A 21,775-nucleotide genomic window follows, 5' to 3' on the forward strand; every position below is an offset into this window, starting at 1 on the left:
CGAATCAGCCTCGCGACCTCCTGCCTGTGACGACATGCCCGGGCTCACATGTGGGTGCTGGTGATCCCGCCCCTGGTGATGGTGGCGGTCTGTATGTCCGGGGTGTAGCTGTAGTTGCCGGTCTTGGCGGTTATCTCCCGCATGGAGGAGCCGGACGCCCGCAACAGGGCAGCGTGGTCGAGCTTGTCCGCATCGGCCACGGACGGCCTGCCTGTGCGTCGGCCGTGGCCCGTGCATGCACCGCCTTTCAGCCGCGTAGGTGCGTTCCATCTGCCCGAACAGGGCCAGCATGAGGAACGCCAGCTGGGACGTGAGGCTCTCGGGCTCGGCGGTGTCGATCGCCAGAGGATCGGCCAGGGTCCGTACGCCCACGCCGCGTTTCTTGAGCCACAAGAGAGTCGTGGCGTGGGTCGGCGATCTTCGCTGGGTCTCCCGGAAGGGCCTTCTCTGGGTGCGGCCGGAAGTGCGGCGGTCCGCGGATGAATTCCGGGTATGTTGGTCGGCCACCGTCTGTCTGTTATTGGGTGATCTGCTCTGTTGCGGGCTGTTGTCGGTGGGCCTCGATAACGTGGGGCTTTGAACCAGGTCGAACCCGAGCTGCCTGGCCGCTATGCCGATGTCTTTGCGTCTGTGACGGCCCACATATGTATGGTTACGGGAGGAGATAAGTACTTGTAACCCCGGGGGACCAAAGATGGACGCATTCGGTATTCGTGACGGTCTCATTGAGGGTTATAAGTCCTTCAGCGAAAGTTTCGTGGATATTCGAGATGATCGCATCCGTGATGCCGTCACGCGGGAAAGCAACGAAGGACGTCAGTGGCCAGATCCCTGGCTGTCACTCAACCCCTCGTTTGAAACCGGCGGACGGATTGATGAGTTGGTCATGGAGGGACTCCTTCACCCTGAATGTGAACGGATCTTTCGAGTGAAGAAGTCGTTGGAGGACACCGGCGCCCGTCCGTTAAGTCTCCACAAACATCAGTCCGACGCCGTCCGCACAGCGGCCCGGAATGCTTCCTATGTACTGACTACCGGAACAGGTTCGGGCAAGTCTCTCGCCTATATAGTGCCCATCGTCAACAAGGTCCTTGAGCTCGGTTCCGGCCAGGGTATCAAGGCCATCGTTGTTTACCCTATGAATGCTTTGGCGAACAGCCAACGGGAGGAACTGCGCAAGTTTCTCAGTTTCGGATACGACGACAAACCTCCGGTTACCTTCAAGCGGTACACGGGGCAGGAGAGTCGTGAAGAGCGCGAAGCCATCCTGGCGGACCCACCGGACATCCTGCTCACTAACTACGTCATGTTGGAGCTCGTTCTGACGAGGCCCGATGAACGGGCCCGTCTGATCAAAGCCGCTCAGGGTCTCAGCTTTCTGGTTCTTGACGAGTTGCACACTTATCGTGGCAGGCAAGGCGCGGATGTTGCGATGCTGGTCCGTCGCGTGCGCGAGGCCTGCAATGCTGAATCGACCCTCCAGTGCGTCGGGACATCGGCGACGATGTCATCAGGCGGAACGGTGTTGGAGCAGCAACAGGATGTCGCAGATGTCGCTACCAGGATATTTGGCACGACTGTTGAGCCACAGCACGTCATCACGGAATCTCTGGTTAGGGCAACAACGGTGCGGCAACCCAGTCCATCGGCCCTTGCCGATGCCGTCGCGGAACGCGGCACAGCAGAGTTCAGCAGCTCCACTCTTGACGGTGGCTATGTGCCAATGCAGAACGACCCGTTAGCCTCATGGATCGAGGATAAGTTCGGGTTGGCGCAGGAACCGGAATCCGGGCGCCTAATAAGGACGAGGCCGACGACGGTTTCCCGGGCTGCCGAAGACCTGGCGGCGGCTACGACGACGAGCAGGCAGGCTGCGGAAACCGCCATCCGTGCGACGCTGTTGGCGGGTTCCCGGGCCAAGCACGAGCAAACGGGGCGGCCGCTATTTGCTTTTCGTCTGCACCAATTCCTGTCCAAGGGCGGCTCTGTCTACACAACTGTGGAACCGCCTGAAACACGACCGGTCGAAACCGATTTTCAGATTGTCCTGCCAGGGGAGACAGAGCGTCGACTGTACCCGTTGGCGTTCTGCCGCGAATGTGGCCAAGAGTATTTGATGGCCCGGCTCACTACGGACGACGGACAGTTCCGCTTTGTGGCCCGACATGAATTACGGCTCTCCGAATCGGGTCGAGAGGATGAGGGCAAGGATGGTTATCTCTTTACGTCCAGGACCCCGGAATGGCCTGCTGACCCGATCGCGGAGGACCGGTTGCCGGCGTCGTGGCGGACGGATTCGGAGACGGGCCACCCTGTTATTGAATCCAAGCGCAGCCGTATTCCCCAACGGTATCGGATCCGGCCCGATGGAGTCGCAGAGAGGGAAACTCCGACCAACGCCACGGATGGTCACCTGGCCGCATGGATCTCCGGTTCATTTGGCTTCTGCCTGCACTGCAACGTCACCTATGAAGCGAACTCGAGCAACGAATTCTCAAAGCTCGTAACCCTGGACCGCGAAGGCCGAAGCAGCGCCATGACGGTCATTGCCTCGAAGCTGGTCGAGCTTCTCAAAAGCCCGATCGCCAGTGACCTGGATCCGGAAGCCCGAAAGCTGTTGACTTTTGTAGACAACCGTCAGGATGCCTCCCTTCAGGCCGGCCACCTCAATGACTTCGTGCAGGTCGCTCAGCTTCGTTCTGCTCTCTACCACGCCCTCGTTTCAGCAGGTGAGGAAGGGGTGGATCCCGAGGACCTGGGTAAAGCTCTTCTTGAGAGCCTCAAACTGGCACCCGCCGACTATGCCCAAGCGCCGGCGGCTCTGGATCCAAAACCCGCTCAGCGGGCCCTCAACCATGTAGTCACCTACCGGGCCGTCAGGGACCTCCAACGAGGCTGGCGCATTACGTTGCCAAACCTGGAGCAAACGGGTCTTATGCGGGTCACCTACCCCAACGCCAAGCTCCTGGCTCAGCGGCAGGACCTGTGGGACAACGCGCACTATCTCTTGAAACAGTCCGCACCTGGTCAACGCGAGGAAATCATCACCGTCCTTCTGGACGAATTCAGGCGCCTGCTGGCCATCGACGCTGCAGATCTGGACGTCGACGAGTTCGACAAGCTGAGGTACAGAAGCCGCGAATTTCTCAAGGGCATCTGGGCACTCTCGGACAAGGAGCCGGATCCCACCCCAGGCTTAGCAGTGACCGAATCCAAGAAGACCGGATTCACCCGCAATGTGCTGACGGTGACGGGGCGTGGGATGTTCGGGCGGTGGCTTGGCAAGAAGGAGCGTCTTGGTCACAAGCTCAAGATCGAGGAGACCAACGAGGTCATTGCGTCGCTGTTTGAGATGCTCGTCCAGCATGGGCTGATCACCGAGGTCTCCCAGAGATCAGTCAAAGGCTACCGTCTTAAATTGTCCTCCATGCGGTTATACGCCGGTGCGGGCTTGGAAGGTGCTCCGGATCCTGTCCGTCGGCAATTCGATGCAAACAAGAAGCCTCGGGTTATCAGGTTCTTCCGTGACCTTTATAAAGAGTCCAGCTCCCAGTTGGGTGGGTTGCGTGCCGCTGAACACACCGCTCAGGTCCGTCCCGAGGACAGGGAGCGCCGAGAGGCGGAATTCCGTACAGGCGACCTTCCGCTCTTGTTCTGCTCTCCGACGATGGAACTTGGCGTTGACATCGCCTCGCTGAACGCTGTTGCGATGCGCAATGTCCCGCCGACGCCTGCCAACTATGCCCAGCGCAGCGGCCGCGCCGGCAGATCCGGTCAGCCGGCGTTGGTGTTGACGTACTGTGCCACGGGCAACAGCCACGACACGTACTACTTTGCGAAGTCGGACTTGATGGTCGCGGGGCAGGTCCAGCCGCCCCGTCTGGATTTCGCTAACGAGGACCTGATTCGCTCCCACGTCCACGCACTCTGGATGGCGGAGGCGCTGAGCGCCACAAGCGGGGGACTTGGCCAATCCATGTCCGGGCTGGTCCAGCTGGGGGCGCCAGGATATCCGTTGAAGGACAGCTTCAATTCCATATTCGGAGACAAGCAGGCGGCCGCGCGCGCCAAGAAATCGGCCCGGGCCCTGCTTGATGGCCTTGCTACCGAGCTGGAACCGACGTCGTGGTGGACTCCTGACTGGTCCGAAAAGGTAATCGACCAAGCTCCACAGAGTTTCGATGCAGCCTGTAACCGGTGGCGGGAATTATACCGGAACGCGGTCGCTGAGAGGGAAGCAGCCAATGCGGCGATCAGTGATGCGTCGGCGACCAGGAAGAAGCGCGACGACGCGAAACGACGCTATGTTGAGTCTCAGCAGCGTGTCGAGATTTTGTTGAATGACAGTGATGCTGCCGGTCAGACAGATTTCTACACTTACCGTTACCTGGCATCCGAAGGATTCCTGCCAGGCTACTCATTTCCGCGTCTCCCGCTGGCCGCGTTCATTCCGGGCACCCAGGGGAAGGACAGCAGCTGGCTCCAACGCGCGCGCTTCCTGGCCATCAGCGAATTCGGCCCGGGCTCCTTGATTTACCATGAGGGCGCCCGCTACCAGGTGAAGCGGGTCAGTCTCCCTCGCGGTGAATCGGCTGAAGGAAGCAGCGATGTCGTGCTGTCGGAGGCCCGCATCTGCGAGGCGTGCGGCTACTTTCATGACAGAGAGGCCGGCATGGACGTCTGCGAGTCCTGCGGGCAGCCGCTTGGTGGAACCTGGGACAACCTGATGCAGCTACAGTCTGTCATTACCCGGCGCCGGGAGCGGATCAGCGCTGATGAGGAGGAACGGAACCGACAGGGCTTCCAGCTGGTCACGACGTTCAGGTTCATGTCTCACGGGAATAAGACCGGTCGGGCGGACGCCACGATCGACCTTGGAGACCAGCGGCTGGCCACGGTCATCTACGGGGACGGGACAACGGTCCGGGTTACTAACTTGGGACGCAGCAACCGCAAGAACAAGAATGAACGCGGGTACTGGCTGGATATGGTCACGGGTGAGTGGCTCTCCGAGCGGAAGGCGAACGAGGAGCCCGCTCAGGACGACGACGAGGACGACGTCACCGTCGAGACGTCAAAAATCCGCAGGATGGTCACTCCATATGTGGAAGACCGCCGGAACATTGCTGTCCTGCGCTGGACAGAACCGATGACCGAGGAAACGGCAACTACACTTCAATTCGCCATCGAACGCGGCGTCGAGGCAGTATTCCAGCTCGAGGACTCTGAACTGGCCAGTGAACGACTGAACGACAAAGAGTTCCGGGGCAGGTTGCTGCTGGTCGAGGCCGCAGAAGGTGGCGCCGGGGTGTTGCGTCGGCTGCAGTCTGAACCAGGCGCCATGGCAAGGATTGCAACCAAGGCTCTGGAAATCATTCACGTGGATCCGGAGACGGGTGAAGACACGGAAGACGCTTGCGTCCGCGGCTGTTACCGATGCCTGTTGTCATACGGTAATCAGCGGGTTCACGAATCAATTGATCGGCGGCTGATTCGAAACGGTTTGATGGACATGGCCCGGGCAACGACCAATGCTGTAGCCCAGGTACCTGCATTCTCGGGCGCACCGCAGCAACTTCCCGACGGCGTCGCAGACCTTGGCCACCGGGCGAGGGGCCTGCTTCGGTTACTGGAAGAGCGAGGCCTGCAAATGCCCGCCAGGATCGCGCACGTTGTACACAACCTGGTTGTGGACCTCGTATATGAAGCCTCCAATGTGTCGGTGCCGACGGCCGTGATTGTGCAGGAAGAGACAGGGGAGCCGCGGGACGGCACCCATCTCGTCTTTGCAGGATGGAATGTGATCAGCATTGGGTTGGATGAAGACTTGGCTGCCGCGGTGGCAGCGCATGCAGATGTTTTTGGAGTGGACGCTTGAGCACTGAGACAGAACAAATTCGGTACGCAGTCGGCTCGCTGGTCCGGGCCAGGGGACGCGAATGGGTGGTCCTACCCGATAGCGACAATGAGCTGCTGGTCCTGAGGCCTCTTGGCGGGCGGGATGAGGAGATCGCGGGCGTTCTACCAGGGATTGAACAGGTCGACCCGGCTTCCTTCGGCTGGCCCTCTGCCGACGACCTTGGCGATGACCGGAGCGCCCGACTGCTGCGTGATGCGCTGCGCATCGGTTTCCGGTCCAGCGGCGGCCCGTTCCGCTGCCTGGCCAGCCTCGGTGTCTCGCCCCGCCCGTACCAGCTTGTTCCCCTACTGCTGGCTCTGCGCCAGGAAACAGTGCGCCTGCTCATCGCTGACGACGTCGGCATCGGCAAGACTGTCGAGGCGGGATTGGTCGCCGCCGAGCTCTTGGCGCAGGGCTCCGCGGAGCGCCTTGCCGTCCTCTGCCCGCCGAGCCTCGCCGAACAGTGGAGGTCCGAGCTTCAGGAAAAATTTGGGATCGAAGCCGAGCTCGTGCTGCCTGGCACCATCCGGCGCCTTGAACGGGGTCTGGAATACGGTCAGTCAGTCTTCGAACGGCACAAGTTCACTATCGTGTCCACGGACTTCATCAAATCAGAATCGCGCCGCCACGAATTTCTACGCTCGGCCCCTGACCTGGTCATCGTGGACGAGGCCCACGGGGTCGCCGCGGACGACGCCGGCAGGGGCGGGTCCGGACGCACCCAGCGCTACCGTCTTGTCCGCGAACTGGCCGAGGACGCCGCGCGGCACCTCATTTTGGTGACAGCGACGCCGCACAGCGGCAATGACGGCGCCTTCCGCAACCTGATCGGGCTATTGGACAAACGGCTCATTCATACGGACCTCTCCACCGTGGCAGGACGACGGCTTCTCGCCGATTACATGGTCCAGCGCCGCCGCGCAGACATCCGCCGCTACCTGAACTCCGACACCAAATTCCCCAAGGACCGCCAAATCAGTGAGGAACCGTACAAGCTGGCCCCGGAGCACCGGGCGTTCTTCGACGACGTTCTGGCATACGTCCGTGGTCGCGTCCAGGACAAGTCCGGAACCAAATTGGAACAGCGAATCCGCTGGTGGTCCGCGCTCTCACTCCTCCGCTCCATGGCATCATCGCCGGCAGCCGCGGCGGCAACGCTGAGCACACGTTCGGTTTCCGACCAATCAGAAACCGACCAGGCCGCTGACGCGCGCGGCGCCGCCGAAGTCCTGGACCAGGTAGAGGATGACGGAACCGAAGGAATTGACCAGGCGCCCGGGGCCCTCCACGGCGAGCTGGATGTTCGTCTGAAGGAAAAGTCACTGATCAACGGCTTCCGCAGAACCGCGGAAACACTGGCTGCGTCACCGGAAAACGACGCGAAACTTCAACTGCTCGCCAGAAAACTGAAGAAACTCATTGACGACGGCTTCGATCCCATTGTCTTCTGCCGATTCATTCCGACAGCCCATTACGTCAAGGACTATCTCCGGGAAAAGTTTAAGAAATTCGAAGTGGAAGTCGTCACAGGCGAACTTCCCTCCGAGGAACGTGCCGCGCGGATTGCTTCACTGGCGGACCGCTCCGAGGGAACGCACAAGATCCTGATCGCGACGGACTGCCTCTCCGAAGGCGTGAACCTCCAGGACGAATTTCAGGCCGTGGTCCACTATGACCTGGCCTGGAACCCCACACGACACGAACAGCGCGAGGGCCGCGTGGACCGTTTCGGCCAGCCGGCCGAGGTCGTCCGTGCCCTGCTCATCTACGGCGAGGACAACGGCATCGACGGCATTGTCCTTGACGTTCTGCTGCGCAAGCACGACCGCATCCGCCGCGACCTGGGTATCAGTGTTCCCGTTCCGCCGCAGAGTGACCAGGTTCTCGCGGCGCTCCTGGAAGGCCTGTTGATGCGCGGTCACGACGCAGACCAGCTTGAGCTTGACCTGGGACTCGAAACCGCTGCCACCGCACTGGAAGAAGAGTGGCGCAGCAGCGCAGAGCATGAGAAGGAAAGCCGTGGCCGCTTCGCCCAGGCGGCCATCCACCCCGATGAAGTGGAGAAGGCCGTAACGGCCGCCCGACGCAGTCTGGGAGAACCGCAGGACGTCGCGTCCTTCGTCCGAGCGGCTCTCGAGGAATCCGGCGCCCAAGTCTACGGCGACCAGGACGGATTTGAAGCCAGGCTGATTTCTGTCCCGGCGGCCATGAGGCAGGCCATAGCCGGAGGTGCCGCGGTAAAGAAATTCGTCGTGGATTACCCGGCGCCACGCAACTCGGCCGTCTTGCTACGGTCCGACCGGTCAGTCACCGGGGCCGCCAATTACGTCCTGAACTCGGCACTGGATTCCGGACTTCCCGATTCCGAACGACCAGCCCGCCGCGCCGGCCTTATCGCGACGAATGACGTCGAATCACTCACCACAGCATTACTGGTGCGGTTCCGGACGAAGTTGGTCTTGCCTGCACGTCTGGGGGACCGCACGGACATGGCTGAAGAAGCGCGGGTTATCGCCTTCACGGGACCGCCGTCCAACCCCACCTGGCTGGATGAAGAGGCGGTGGAGGCTCTCCTGGAAGCCAAACCGGCCGGAAATACACCCTTAGAGACCGCCAGGAACATGCTGTCCAATGTCCTGAACGCTTTGGGCGGCCTGTCCCCGCTGTTGGACGCCAAAGCAAGGGAAGTCGCCGACGAAGTCCGGCGTGCCCATGTCGAGGTCCGATTGGCCGCCCGTGGTGACAGGGCAGGCCAGCTGGGCGTCCGGGGTTTGACCGTCGAGCCTAATCTGCCCGTGGACATTCTCGGCGTGTACGTATATCGACCGGCAAACATCGGTGGGGGATTGAAGTGAGCACCGTATTCCAAGCCATCCGGGTTGTCGGCGGAGTGGTTCCGCCTGCGCTTCTGGGCCGCATCCAGGCCAACGAAGTCACAGATTCCAGCAGCCTTGCGCCGGCGTCATACCACTTGGCCGGCAGCGAGACTCCACGGGACGCGGCCTCCAGAAGCTGGAGTTACCTCCGGGCCGCCTGGGATTCATGGAGAGCCGCTGACGACGCTCAAGGCAACAGGGGCGCCGGGACGGGCGCGGCCCGGGAAAAGTGGCTGCTGGTGCTGCTCAGGGAGCTTGGCTATGGCCAGGTGCCAACAACTGCGGGCGCCCTGACAGCCGAGAGCACCGAGTACCCGATTTCGCACATCTGGACCTACGTGCCCGTCCACCTGCTCGGTCCACGCGTGGACCTGGACAAGAAAAACCCGGGAGTCACGGCCCGGGCGCCGCAGTCCATGGTCCAGGAATTCCTCAACAAGAACGAAGAGTACCTCTGGGGCATCCTCAGCAACGGCCTCAAGCTCCGGCTGCTCCGGGACTCTACGGCCCTGGCCGGCTCCGCGTATCTGGAATTTGATCTGGAAACCATCTTCGATTCGGAGCTATATCCGGAATTCCAACTTCTCTGGCAGGTCTGCCACCAGTCACGGCTGGAAAAGCGCGGCGGGCCGGAAGTCTCGCCCGCTGACTGTTGGATGGAATCATGGCGCAGCGAGGCCGTGGACGCCGGAGCCCGGGCACTGGACAAGCTTCGCGACGGTGTCGAGGAAGCCATCGGTGCACTGGGCGCCGGTTATCTTAAGCACCCGGCCAACGCTTGGCTGGTCGAGGCCCTGCGCTCTGGGGAACTCCCGGATCGTGAATTCCACAAAGCGCTGCTGCGCACTGTCTATCGTCTGCTCTTCTGCTTCGTAGCCGAAGACCGCTCGGCCCTCTTGGACCCCAAAGCGACCACCGCGGCCCACGAGCGGTACGCCAAATACTTCTCCACGCAGCGCGTCCGCCGCCTTTCCCGCCAAATCGCAGGAACCTCCCACCCGGACCTCTGGCAGACACAAAAGCTGGTTCTGGAAGCGCTCGGCGGCCAGGGCCTGGCAGCCATCGCAATCCCGGCTCTCGGCGGACTCTTCGACCCTGACCCCCGCGCGCGGATACTGAACGACCAACCACACAGCGATCTGCTGCTCGGAACCGAACTCGCAAACACGGACTTCCTGGCAGCCATCCACGCCCTCGGATGGGTCCGGGCCAACAACGAGAGGAGCCAACCTGTCGACTACCGGCACTTAGGAGCGGAGGAGCTAGGGAGCGTCTACGAATCACTGCTCGAACTCATTCCCCGGGTCGACACCGCCAGACGCGAGTTCACGATGGAACGGCTGGCCGGCAACGAACGCAAGACCACTGGTTCTTACTACACTCCGCCGAAACTGGTGTCGGCGCTGCTTGACACTGCGTTGGACCCGTTGCTGGATGACGCAGTCAAAAACGCCAACGACGACGCAGACGCCGAACGACGCCTGCTTGCCCTGACCGTCTGCGACCCCGCCAGCGGCTCCGGAGGATTTCTGGTTGCCGCCGCTCGGCGGATTGCCCGGCGTTTGGCGGAGGTGCGCACAGGGGAGGACGAGCCGACACCGCAGGACATCCAGCACGCCCTCCACGATGTGGTTGGCCAATGTATCTATGGCGTGGACATGAACGATCTTGCAGCAGAGCTGGCTAAGGTTTCTCTCTGGCTGGAGGCCCTGGAGCCCGGTAAGCCCCTCGGCTTTCTTGATGCCCGGATCAAGATCGGCAATAGCCTTCTCGGCGTGACACCGGCGCTGCTGGCGGGCGGTGTCCCCGATGAAGCCTTCAAGGACATCGAAGGCGACGACAAAAAGTACGCCGCTGAAGTGCGCAAACGAAATCACGCGGAGACACCCAAGAAAAAGAAGACCTTCCTGGGCGACCTGGGACAGGACGCTCTCAACTTCGGTGGCGGTGACGCCAGCGCCCAGAAACTGATCTCCGCCCGCAACCGGATGCTCTCGCCCGTCGATACTGTGGAGGAGGCCCGTGTCAGAGCCCGTGAATTCACGGAATTCGACGAGTCCGAGGACATGCGCCGTGAGCGGCTTCACGCCGACGCGTGGTGTGCGGCCTTCGTATGGCCCCTGACCTCGCATGCGCCGTTGCCCCCGACGTCGTCCGTCGTCCGTCAGCTTGGCAATGCCGGCGAAGCCGCGGGCTATGCCCCCACGATCACCAAGATCCGCGAGCTGGCCCAGGACTACCGCTTCTTCCACTGGCATCTGGAATTCCCCGAAGTGTTCGGAGATCCCTCCGAATCTGAAGTCGGTCCGGAAGGCTGGCCCGGCGGCTTTTCCTGCATACTCGGCAACCCGCCCTGGGAACGAGTGAAACTCCAGGAACAGGAATTTTTTGCTGCGCGGGACCCGGAGATTGCCAAGGCGCCGAATGCTGCGGCCCGGCAGCGCCTAATCAAGTTGCTCGCGACGGAAGACCCCACTCTCTCCTCCGCATTCGTGACGGAAAAGCGCCGGGCTGAGGGCCAGAGCGCCATGATGCGCACGTCGGGCCGCTACCCATTCAACGGCCGCGGTGACGTGAACACCTACTCCGTATTCGCAGAGCTTTTCCGCAGCTTGACGGGACCGAGGGGCCGGTCAGGCGTGATTGTCCCGACGGGCATCTCCACAGACGCCACGACGCAGTTCTTCTTCAAAGACCTTGTGGAATCGAATTCCCTCGCGGCCCTCTACGACTTCGAAAACACCGCGCCAATCTTCTATGGTGTGCACCGCAGCTTCAAGTTTTGCCTCCTAACCATGGGCGGACGGCTTGTCCATGAGGACGCTCCATCGTTCGCGTTCTTCCTGCACGACCCGGCAGACATCAGCGTCTCCGAATTTTCCCTGACGCCGGAAGAGATCAAGCTGATCAATCCCAACACCGGCACATTGCCGATTTTCCGGACGCGCCGCGATGCCGAAATCACCCTCGGTATTTACCGCCGGGTCCCCGTGCTCGTCAACGAAAATGATCCGGTCAACGGCAACCCGTGGGGCGTGTCGTTCATGCGTATGTTCGACTTGTCCAACGACTCATACCTTTTCCACACCCGGGAGCAATTGGAGAGCGACGGGTGGAGCCTTAACGGCAATATCTTCGAACGCGCAAGCAGCGGCAATCCCGAGAAGATGCTGCCGTTGTACGAGGCCAAAATGCTCACATATTTCGACCATCGAGCCGCTGATGTCGTTCGGAGCGCCACAGCTGTGCAGCGACAAAGTCAGCCTCGCTACCTCACAGATGCAGAGAAGGCTGACCCGAACAGAGTCGTTGTACCTATGTACTGGGTTGCGTCGACGGAAATTCCGGCAGTGCCTGGTAGGTGGTTGAGCGGGTTCGCGGACATCACGAGCGCAACCAACGAGCGGACCTTGATGTCCACTGCACTGCCGGTCACCGCCGTGGGGAACAAGTTCCCCTTGTACTTTGTTGCCACCGGCCAGAGGGAATTACTGATGGCGACGATGAACTCCTTCGTTCTGGATTACGTTGCCCGCCAAAAATTGCCATCCGTGACCATGAACTATTTCTATTTGAAGCAATTCGCAGTTCTGAATCCGTCAACGTTTGAGAATCTTACCGCGTGGGGAAACGGACACCTTGCCTCTTGGCTTTCAACGCGAATAAGAGAGCTTATCTATACAGCTTGGGACATGGATGTCTTTGCCGATGAGGGGACACCGTTCGTCTGGGACGCCTCACGCCGAGCGGAGCTCAGAAGTGAAATCGATGCCGCGTTTTTTCACCTCTACGGTGTTTCCCGCCATGACGCGGCGTACATTTTGGATACCTTTTCAATTGTCAAACGAAAAGATGAGGCCAAATTCGGCGAGTACCGTACAAAGCGCCTCATCCTGGAGGTCTTCGACGCGATGCAGGCTGCCCGTGACTCCGGGACCGATTACCAGACAATCCTTGATCCGCCTCCGGGCCAAGGATCCCGACATTCTGCAAGGGGGGATTCGGTATGAGCAACTGGGATGAATTCTTCCGTTTTGCCAGACGAGTAGCTGACAATTTTGACCTCGACACGGAGGAGCGAAAGTACAAGCTTGCAGATTCGCAGCGGATTGCGGACACGTTGCAGCTCATCGAGGCTGACTCGACCGAGTGGCCGGAATCGCTGAAGAAGAATATCTATGCAACTAATCTGTTGAACAGTTTTTTCGTTATGTCATTCGTAGATGACTGTCGGGACCATTCCTCGCAGGTCAGATCCGCCATCCTGGATCTGTTGGTGGCCGAAGACCCGGTGGCTGAGTTCGATAACTTCAGGCTGGCGCTGCGCCCTCTGAATCAACAGAAATATACGCCAGGGAACACCGCGTCCTTGGCCGCACTGCTGCTCATGGCGACTGATCCGACCAGATATACGCCGTATTTGACTGAAACAGTACAGAAATTTTGGCAGCTGGTCGGCTGGCCTGAAGCCCGAAGAAACGCCCCTCAATCTGAACGATACAAGTCTTTCTTGGACTCTCTTGACGAGGTTCTGGTGCAGGCACCCCAACACGGCCTGGAGCTCAGGGATCGTCTGGACGCGCAGGGACTGATCTGGGCAACGCTGAAGTATCGGCCTCATGACTCCTGGCAGGAAGCTGAAAAGGACGCATTTCTTGGATGGCGTGGCGAAAAACCCGCTGTCGCGGAAACTGAACCCACAGAGCGGGGTTCCGGCGAATCAGCAAAGACGGAAGACGCTGCATGGTTTGTCATGGGTCCGGGTCTCAAAAGCGAACCCAGCGCCGTGGACGGCCAATCGCTCACCTGGACTGCCGAAGCTGCTCGGGACCTGCATGACCGCATCGTGGTGGCAAAGGCAGCCGACTACAAGAGTTTCGAGCAGCTGCTGGAGGCTCAGCTTCAAGGCGCATCAACACCTGTTCGGCTCCTCGCCGTCGAACTCGTCTACCTGCACTGCCTGCCGCTCTCCAACTGGAAAACAGCAACAAAGCTGCGCCGGGTCACAAACGTCCTATCCTGGGTACCGGGGAACATTCAACTCCCCACCGAAATGCGCACAGGACTGGAACAACCAGGCGTATTCAACGGCGCCCAGGGATTCAACATCCTCGTCTGGCGACAGATCAGGTGGATGTGCCGGTTCATCGAAACCTGGGCTAAGGCAAGTGACTCCGCGCGTTCAAGCGCACTCATGGATCCGTGGGCATTCCGGATCTTCGCGGCCTCGGTCCCTGAAGATATCCCGTCCATTCGTTTCATCTTTGAGTACTTCGCGTGGCCCGGCTTCTTTGAACCTATCGCGCAAGTGAAGGATAAGCGCCTTATCCGGGATGCCTTTGCCGATACGATCGGCGGGTCCACCGGCAGCGATGAGGAAGCCGCCGACAAGGATCTGCACGCCATCCGAAAAATGCACGCCGGGGCCGACGGCGAATGGTTCAGCTGGTACGACAATCAATATGCTGTCATTTGGCGGGCCCAGAGCGATGCTGGCCGACGAGCATGGCTGATCCGCCCGAACCAGAACGGGATCGCTCACTTGCAGAAGTGGCTCGATGAAGGTTTTGTGTCGGTAGCAGCCAAACATCTTGGCTCCCCTCTGCCGGGTTCATCGGCGGCGGAGATCAGGGAAGCCGTAGCGGCGGGCTACGGGCACATGGATTATTCCGCCCGTGTGCAAATTGCAGCGGAGTACTATGCGTTCCTCACGCAGATGAAGCCCGAGGACATCATCATCACCTCCGCTGACAACAACATCTTTGCCGGATACATCGCGGACGATGCCTACTATGCGGATGACCCGTCCTCTCGGGCCCGGCGCCCCGTGGCTTGGGGATCCGAAGGCATCCCGGCGTCAGACATCGACCCGACTATTCATGCAGTCATGGAGAAACCGGGAACGGTCGTGGATATCACCGCAGTCCTGACGGAGGCACAGCAGCTGGTGGCCGACGTTGTCGTCGGACCCGGCGGGGGAGAAGAAACCACGGTGCCGACGCCGCGTAAAGCCTCCGAGAAGCCTGTCCTGCGAAAACCCAGCCAAGAATTCGCCGACGAGCTGCTGATGCCGTCCGATGACCTGGACCGGATCGTTTCCCTACTGCATGCCAAGGGCCAGATAGTGCTCTACGGGCCTCCCGGAACCGGGAAAACCTACCTGGCGGAGAAACTGGCCGAGTACTTGGCCGGCACCGGAAACCAAAGCCGAGTGAGGACCGTGCAGTTCCACCCGTCCTACTCCTATGAGGATTTCTTTGAGGGCTACCGCCCGACGGAAGGCGAGAACGGCCAGGTTTCCTTCGCGCTCCGGTCAGGACCGCTGAAGCAGCTGGTCACGGACGCCTTGACGGAAGGAAACTGGGACCAGCCTTTCTTCCTGGTAATCGATGAGATGAACCGCGGCAACCTGCCGAAGATCTTCGGTGAGTTGTACTTTTTGCTGGAGTACCGGAACAAGAGCGTGCAGCTGCAATACAGCCCGGCCGAGGGATTCTTCCTGCCGAAGAATGTGTTCATTATCGGCACTATGAACTCAGCTGACCGTTCCATCGCCATGGTCGATGCGGCCATCCGGCGGCGCTTCGGATTCGTGGAGCTTCACCCCTCCGTGGAACCGACGAAGAGCCTACTGCGCCGGTATCTGGCCGCCGATGGCAGCGACCAGACACGTGCAGAGCTGCTGGACGCGCTCAATGCGGCCATCGGGATCAAGAACAGAGACCTGATGATCGGGCCGTCCTATCTCATGCAGCCGCACGCCGCTCATCCGGACGGGCTGCAGCAAATCTGGAAGTACGAGCTACTGCCCTTGCTGGAGGAGTATTTCTACGACCAGATGGACCGGGATTCGATCCACCGGACGTACGGGCTGGCTACGCTTGAGTCGCGGCTGAGGAAGGCCGATGAGGAGGAGCTGCCAGCATCGGGGGCACGCGGCGGCAACGGCCCCGAAGCCGCCGGCGGAGCCAGCCATTCTCAGTCGTCGTAATTTCAGATGTCCATCTACATCACGCTTTCGGAACTCGATGGCCCCAGCGAACCAACGGAGATGTCTGACGAAGTTGCCACGCTGCTCGCCGCTTCGGGACTGCTTGCCGTGGCACCGGCAGGAAACGGCCAGTGGCAGATCACGCCGACGGGCAAAGTGGGATGTATCCAGACCGGGGAATTGCAGGTGGATGTGCGTCCCAAGGACAAGGTCGGACTCAGCCGGCTGCTGTTCCTGCTCGGCTACGCGAGGGACCCTGGATTCAAACCGGGGGATGTAGACGGCGTTGAAGACATGGAACTTCTGCCCGCTCTCGCAGAGTCACTCTGCCGGCACGTAAGACGTGCGCTTGGTCTGGGCCCGTTACAGGGCTATGTCAGTTTGGAGGACTCCCTGTACACCGTGCGCGGTCGGATCCGAATCTCGGATCAACTGGCGCGTCGGCCCGGAATGCTGATGCCTCTGGAAGCAGTTTTCGACGAATACACCGTGGATATTGCGGAGAACCGGATTCTGCTGGCGGCACTGCGCCGCATGCTTGGCGTTCCGCGCCTGGGCGATGACGTGCGCGGCAGATTACGTCATCTAATAGCCAAGCTCGATGGAGTCAGCGCACTGCGTTCGGGCGCCGCACTTCCAGTCTGGCAGGCGACCCGGCTCAATCAGCGGTATCACCCGGCGCTGCGGTTTGCCGAAATCGTATTGCGGAACTGTTCCGCGGAAGCAGGAGAAGGCGATGTCCGGGTTGCCTCCTTCATGGTCAGCATGGCGACCGTGTTCGAGGATTTCGTGGCAACGGCGTTGACAGAGGCGATGGCACGGTTTCCGGGCATGTCCTCGGCTCAATACGAGACCTACATGGACGAGCTTGAACCCGACAGACCCGGAAACCGGGTGTTGATGAAAGTAGATCTGGTTCACGCTGTGGACGCCGTGCCGGCCATTGTGTTCGACGCGAAATACAAGGCAGCTACGCCTTGGGGCCAGTACCCGAATGCGGACCACTATCAAATGCTGGCCTACTGCACTGCACTGAGGGTTAAGCGGGCCTGGCTGGTCTACGCAGGGCCGGGCGAGGTGGAAACCAGGCAAGTTCGCTTCACGGACAAGGAAATCGCGATATTTCCACTGGACCTTTCCCGATCTCCACAGGAATTGCTCGAGCGGGTTGGGGACCTGGCTGCTGACGCCTGGCGCGTATTCGGCAAGTCCGAAGGAATCGCCGTGGAGGGAGTTGGCGCGGATCGTTTCCGCCAACACAGCGGCAACCTTCCTGACAACAACTAGGGACGCAGTAATCACCTGCGCGCAGTCCCTCTGACAGCCGCTCAACTCGGAGCGGCAGAGTGAGAGAGCGCGCCAAGGGGACGGCCTGCCACAGACCGAAAGATTCTAGCCGCGGAGATGGCCGGCTTATCGAGCGTCAGCCAGGGTAATGAATAGTTAGCCAGGTCTCGTGTAGAGTTTCATCTCGTTGCGGAGATCAACGAAGAAAAGAAAAGCCTTCGATTCAACGACAACAGGGATGCACCTCTAGCTCAATTGGCAGAGCAATTGACTCTTAATCAATGGGTTCCGGGTTCAAGTCCCGGGGGGTGCACCAAGGAATCGGCCCCTGATCCGCGGAAACGCAGTTCAGGGGCTGATTTGTTTTGCGGAAGCTTTTGTGGGTAGATCAGCTCCCGGCATCGGCGGCCTCGCTCAGATAATGTCGCTATCGCTGCCGCACATGGGCTTCATTCTGCCCGGATCCGGGCCGCGTGGAGAGACGCAGCGCAGGCGGCGCGGCGCCTAACCTGACCGGTCTTCGGCCCTCCCGCCAGCCCGGCAAGGCGCCAGGCCTCGATCCTGCTGGGCAACACAGGCGTACGCTGTTCGCCTTCCCCGGAGCAACACCCTTTTATGCGCCGGGGTCACGAGATGGTCACGCTCCGGTTCCCGGGTTGTTTGCCTTGGCTGAGGACAAAGATTCCCGTCTTGTGTCATGAATCCGCCCCACTCTGTCAATCAGTTGGCGTGCTTTCCCAACCAGTTTTCCGCCCATTACGGGGTGGACTGGCCCGATACGCTGGTAGCCGCGGCGAAGGTCGGGGGCTCGGATGCCTTGGCCGTGACCGACCGCGACGGGCTCTACGGGATCCCCAAACACATCGGCGCCTGCGTCGCGGCCGGAATCGATCCGATCCTCGGCGTCGAGCTCACCGTCCTGGACGAGGACGGGACCGTAGGTGGGCGGGTCGTGGTCCTGGCCCACGGACACAACGGCGGTGCCGGGTACGCGGCCCTGTGCCGGCTGGTCTCGGCCGCCCACGCCCGCAAGACCGTCGCGGTGACCCGGGCGGAGATCGCCGCGCACCTTCTCACCGATGCCGGACCGGTGGGGACGGTGCTGCTCGGGCCGCTCTCCGACGTCGGGCTCAAGGTCGGGACCCGCGGTGACGGCATGGCCCTGCTGGAACAATGGCTCGCAGTCATGCCCAGGGACGCCTTGCGGGTCGAGGTCGTCTCCCACCTCTCCGCACCCGGGCTGCCCTTCAGCCACACCCACGCCACACGGATGCTCCGCCTCGCCGGCAGGGCCGGGGTGAAGGCGGTGCTGAGCAACGCGGTCCGTTACGTTCTGCCGGACGGGGCGATCACCGCGGACATTCTGGATGCCGCGAGGGCGCTGCGCCGCCTGGACGAGACCGGGGTCCAGCCCACAGCCCAGGCCTGGCTCAAACCCGGACCGATGATGCAGGCCCTCGCGTCTGAGATCGCGTCCGTGGGTCAGGCCGGTGCAGGAGCCGCGAAGGCCCTGTTGTCTGAGACCGCGGTGCTGGCGGACCGGTGCCGGATCGACCCGGTCAGTGATGCGGGCTGGGGTGTGCCGGTCATGCCCGAAGCCTCCATCATCGGCATCACCGGCGACCCCCTCACGGTCCTGTGGGAACGCGCCCGCGCCGGGGTCAACACCCTCTACACCGGGGCCGACAGGGCTGCTTTGGAGGTGGTGGAGTCGCGGTTGCGGTTGGAGATGGACACCATCGCCGATCTGGGGTTCGCGTCCTATTTCCTGACCGTGGCCGAGGTCGCCCGGCTCATCCGGGACATGGGCATCCGCTCCGCGGCCCGCGGCTCCGGGGCCGGGTCCCTGGTCAACTACGCCCTGGGTATCTCGTTCGTGGATCCGATCCGCCACGACCTGCTCTTCGAACGGTTCCTGAGCACCCGGCGCCGGACCCTGCCCGACGTGGACATCGACGTCGAATCCGCACGACGGCACGAGATCTACCATGAGATCTTCGCCCGCTTCGGCCCGGAAAGGGTCACGCTCATGTCGATGCAGTCCGGGTACCGGGCCCGCGGCGCGGCCCGGGACGCCGGCATGGTCCTGGGCATGGACCCGGAGGACATTGACGGGATCGCCAAGAACCTCTGGCACTTGGTGCACATCCACGGGGAGGACTTGACCAGGGCGGCCCGGTTCTGGACTGTCATGAGGATGCCCGGCCTTTGGGGAGGGCAGCGAGTTCGGCCACATCGAAGATCCGGTCCTGGTGCTCCTGTTCGGGGCCGCGTGGAGAGCCCTTGGTGCCGGGAGAACCAGGAATCGTGTAGTAGCATTCCCCGACAGCCTGAGGTTTTGGACAGGAACGGCCCCGAGGTTTGTTCCCGCCCAGGTACACAGCGAGTAGAGGTGTCTTGCCCCGGACGAACTCTGCCGGATTGAAGCGCGGCCGGCCACGGTAGCCGTTGCCGCTGTTCCAGTTTTCCACGACTTGCAGGCCGCCGTGGTTCGCGCGGCGTAGTTCCGGGTCTGCAAGGTGAACGCAGGCGACGATCGTGCGCACTGCCCGGCTGAGTTCCTCCAGTCCCTTGTAGATGGGGTGTTTCGAAGGAACGAATATCGTCTTGGCTTGCTGCACAGCCTGGACCCCAAAGGTTGGGGTCGAGGCCACCCCTGGGCAGTACTGAAGCGGGACACCGCGTGAACCCCGGGAGAGCGAGCTAATCTGGGAACTTGATTTCCGTGCCAACGCGGACGGGCAGCCAGTGGCTGGTGAGGATCTATTCAGCGAAAACATCAAAGAACTGACCGCCAAGATCAAAGCTCAGAAGCTCGTGTTCTATCGTTCCCGCCGACTTCTGCACAAGAAAAGGCGCCCCATTAGGAAGACCACGATTGTCAGATCAACAGCCAAGAGCCAGGCGGGGCGCCTTTGCTTAAGTCTATTGTATCCATCCGGTGAGCTGAACCCCGCCCCGCCGGTCATCCGCGCCACACGCCTGCGGACCCAGCTTCAGCATCCGGCCCCATCCCGGTCTCACACGCAACCGCAGTGCTTCGTGACGATGCCGGCAACGTTCGCTTACATGCGGCGGGAGGCTCGCTCATGTGCCTGGGCTTGGTCATCATGCAGCCATTTCGCCGAGGTGAACGGATTCTTCACCGGCATCCAGTCGGGCGGAAACGTCGAGGTTGTAGTTCAGCGCTCGCAGCAGAGATTCGCAGCCTCCCGGTTTGTCCACCTCCCAGGCCTGTTCGATCATATTGCATGGACTCACTTTCGCCATTCGAATTGAACGGGGGCTTGCCGGGTGAGGATCACAATGCGTTGCTCGGCTGCCGGGAAGGTCCACCAGCGGCTCTCTTGTCCTCCGTGCCCGAGACGTGCGCCTGGAGTGATGCTGCGTCGTTGTTCCTGGGTCCGTGGGTGGTCTGGATTGTTGTTTTCTCCTCAGGGGGGATGCCGGCTTCAGGCTCTCGGGTTCTTGTCCATATTTGGCCGGCCGAAGATATGGTCTTGGAGCTCCTGCCAGAGTGCCGCGGGGATGGTCTGATCGTTTTCAATGCGGATGGCCAGGTGTGCCAGTAGGGCGGAGAGGCTGATATGTGGAAGCGCGGTTGCAAATTCCAGCTTGTGCAGGAAGACACTGAATGACCGGACGTACAGACTGGCCCAGACCGTCCCTCCGCCGCTTGAAAGGAGTTGGGCGACGGTGTCGCCCAGGCCTTGTTTGAGGGGTTGGCTGATGTCGGCTTCGGCGCACTGCGCTTCGGCAACTCTGGCAGCTGCGGCTTCTGCCCCAGTGGCGATCAGCTGGGCGAGGAGATCCGGGGCGATCTGGACCGCGTCATGGGCTTGGCGTGTCTCGGCGGACACCCGCACCAGCCGAACCTCCGGGGCTTTTGAGCCAATGAGGACGTCGTGGCCGGCTTTTGCCGAACGGATGTATCCGGGAAGGTTGCGTTTGAAGTCTCGTGGGGGGATTACATGGGGTGTAACTGGGACGGCGCTCATGCTCTTGTTCCTTTCATTTGGGCGGTCCGGGGGTTTCTTGGCCCGATCCGGGACGGTGAATTCAAAGGGTCGGTTGGTGGGCGAGGATCCTGTTGGACCAGATGATTTCTGATGTCTTTCCACCGGTACCGTTCCGTCCGCCGGCTAGCGCCAGGCGGTGCCAGGTGGAGAGTTTGTCGTCGTAGAGGTCTGATGCGTATCCGGAGAGGATTACGGATGCTTTGCAGTCCAGGACGGCTTCCAGGAGTTCCTGGTGTTGGGTTTCCCGGGAAGCCAAGCTGGGTGCAACCGGACAAGGCAAGCGCGGCGGCCGACATGACGGCCGCGGATTTGAAGTGGCTGAGCATCGGATTCGACCGTCCTTTAGGGGCGTTGTTAGCAGATGTAGGTGCCAGGCATGGACCGATTGCAACTAGCCAGCAGGTGGTTTAGGGCGCCTCGGGGCGACATCCATGGCCTTCTGGATTGCACGCACGATCTGAGATGGTGACGGCGTGTGATTCGGAGCTGTTCCACTGCCCCACGGCTTTGTAGCGGGGGTGCCCCGGCAGGATGCTGCTTTGGTGCTCATAGCCGCGCTCCATTTGGCACTTGCGCCGACAGGTTCAGGGTGAGGCCTTCTTCCGGACTGCGCTCGCGGGTGGGGTGAGTTGGGAAATGAGGTCGTCGGTGAGGACGTCAGCGGTGAGGTGTAGGGGGGGGCTGCTGTGTCGATTCGTCGAAG

Annotated in this window: 10 protein-coding genes, 1 tRNA gene and 1 pseudogene; 7 read left to right on the forward strand and 5 right to left on the reverse strand. The window is 61.3% G+C overall.

The window, feature by feature from the left end; translation table 11 throughout:
- Positions 1 to 44: 44 nt before the first annotated feature.
- Positions 45 to 200, reverse strand: coding sequence for a hypothetical protein (locus AC1DJW_RS17515; protein ID WP_476902018.1), 156 nt, complete (start codon positions 198 to 200; stop codon positions 45 to 47).
- 728 nt (positions 201 to 928) lie between these two features.
- Here AC1DJW_RS17515 and AC1DJW_RS17520 point away from each other — a divergent pair.
- From AC1DJW_RS17520 to AC1DJW_RS17550, 7 genes are all read left to right on the forward strand, one after another.
- Positions 929 to 5,878: a DEAD/DEAH box helicase gene (locus AC1DJW_RS17520; RefSeq protein WP_476902019.1), complete on the forward strand. Its 4,950-nt coding sequence runs from the start codon at positions 929 to 931 to the stop codon at positions 5,876 to 5,878.
- The gene (locus AC1DJW_RS17525; RefSeq protein ID WP_476902020.1) at positions 5,875 to 8,754 is read left to right on the forward strand and encodes a helicase-related protein; all 2,880 of its coding nucleotides are present in this window, start codon (positions 5,875 to 5,877) and stop codon (positions 8,752 to 8,754) included. The genes AC1DJW_RS17520 and AC1DJW_RS17525 overlap by 4 nt, the downstream gene beginning before the upstream one ends.
- Positions 8,751 to 12,785, forward strand: coding sequence for an Eco57I restriction-modification methylase domain-containing protein (locus AC1DJW_RS17530; protein WP_476902021.1), 4,035 nt, complete (start codon positions 8,751 to 8,753; stop codon positions 12,783 to 12,785). The genes AC1DJW_RS17525 and AC1DJW_RS17530 overlap by 4 nt, the downstream gene beginning before the upstream one ends.
- A gap of 500 nt (positions 12,786 to 13,285) precedes the next feature.
- Complete coding sequence (locus AC1DJW_RS17535) at positions 13,286 to 15,766, forward strand: McrB family protein (protein WP_476902022.1); 2,481 nt, start codon at positions 13,286 to 13,288, stop codon at positions 15,764 to 15,766.
- A 6-nt stretch (positions 15,767 to 15,772) separates the two neighbouring features.
- Entirely contained in the window at positions 15,773 to 17,053 is a 1,281-nt protein-coding gene (locus AC1DJW_RS17540; protein ID WP_476902023.1) for an McrC family protein, read from the forward strand.
- 240 nt (positions 17,054 to 17,293) lie between these two features.
- Positions 17,294 to 17,369 (forward strand) — tRNA-Lys (locus AC1DJW_RS17545).
- Between the two features lie 381 nt (positions 17,370 to 17,750).
- Positions 17,751 to 19,478: a PHP domain-containing protein gene (locus tag AC1DJW_RS17550; RefSeq protein ID WP_476902024.1), complete on the forward strand. Its 1,728-nt coding sequence runs from the start codon at positions 17,751 to 17,753 to the stop codon at positions 19,476 to 19,478.
- 40 nt (positions 19,479 to 19,518) lie between these two features.
- On the opposite strand, the pseudogene AC1DJW_RS17555 reads toward AC1DJW_RS17550, so the two are convergent.
- From AC1DJW_RS17555 to AC1DJW_RS17570, 4 genes and pseudogenes are all read right to left on the reverse strand, one after another.
- A pseudogene (locus AC1DJW_RS17555) lies at positions 19,519 to 19,833 on the reverse strand (hypothetical protein); the annotation flags it as partial.
- A 328-nt stretch (positions 19,834 to 20,161) separates the two neighbouring features.
- Entirely contained in the window at positions 20,162 to 20,314 is a 153-nt protein-coding gene (locus AC1DJW_RS17560) for a hypothetical protein (protein ID WP_476902025.1), read from the reverse strand.
- A gap of 191 nt (positions 20,315 to 20,505) precedes the next feature.
- Positions 20,506 to 21,051, reverse strand: a complete 546-nt coding sequence (locus AC1DJW_RS17565; RefSeq protein ID WP_476902026.1) for a hypothetical protein — start codon at positions 21,049 to 21,051, stop codon at positions 20,506 to 20,508.
- A gap of 61 nt (positions 21,052 to 21,112) precedes the next feature.
- Entirely contained in the window at positions 21,113 to 21,328 is a 216-nt protein-coding gene (locus AC1DJW_RS17570; protein WP_476902027.1) for a hypothetical protein, read from the reverse strand.
- Positions 21,329 to 21,775: the final 447 nt, after the last annotated feature.

Source organism: Arthrobacter sp. 05L417, from assembly GCF_056397865.1.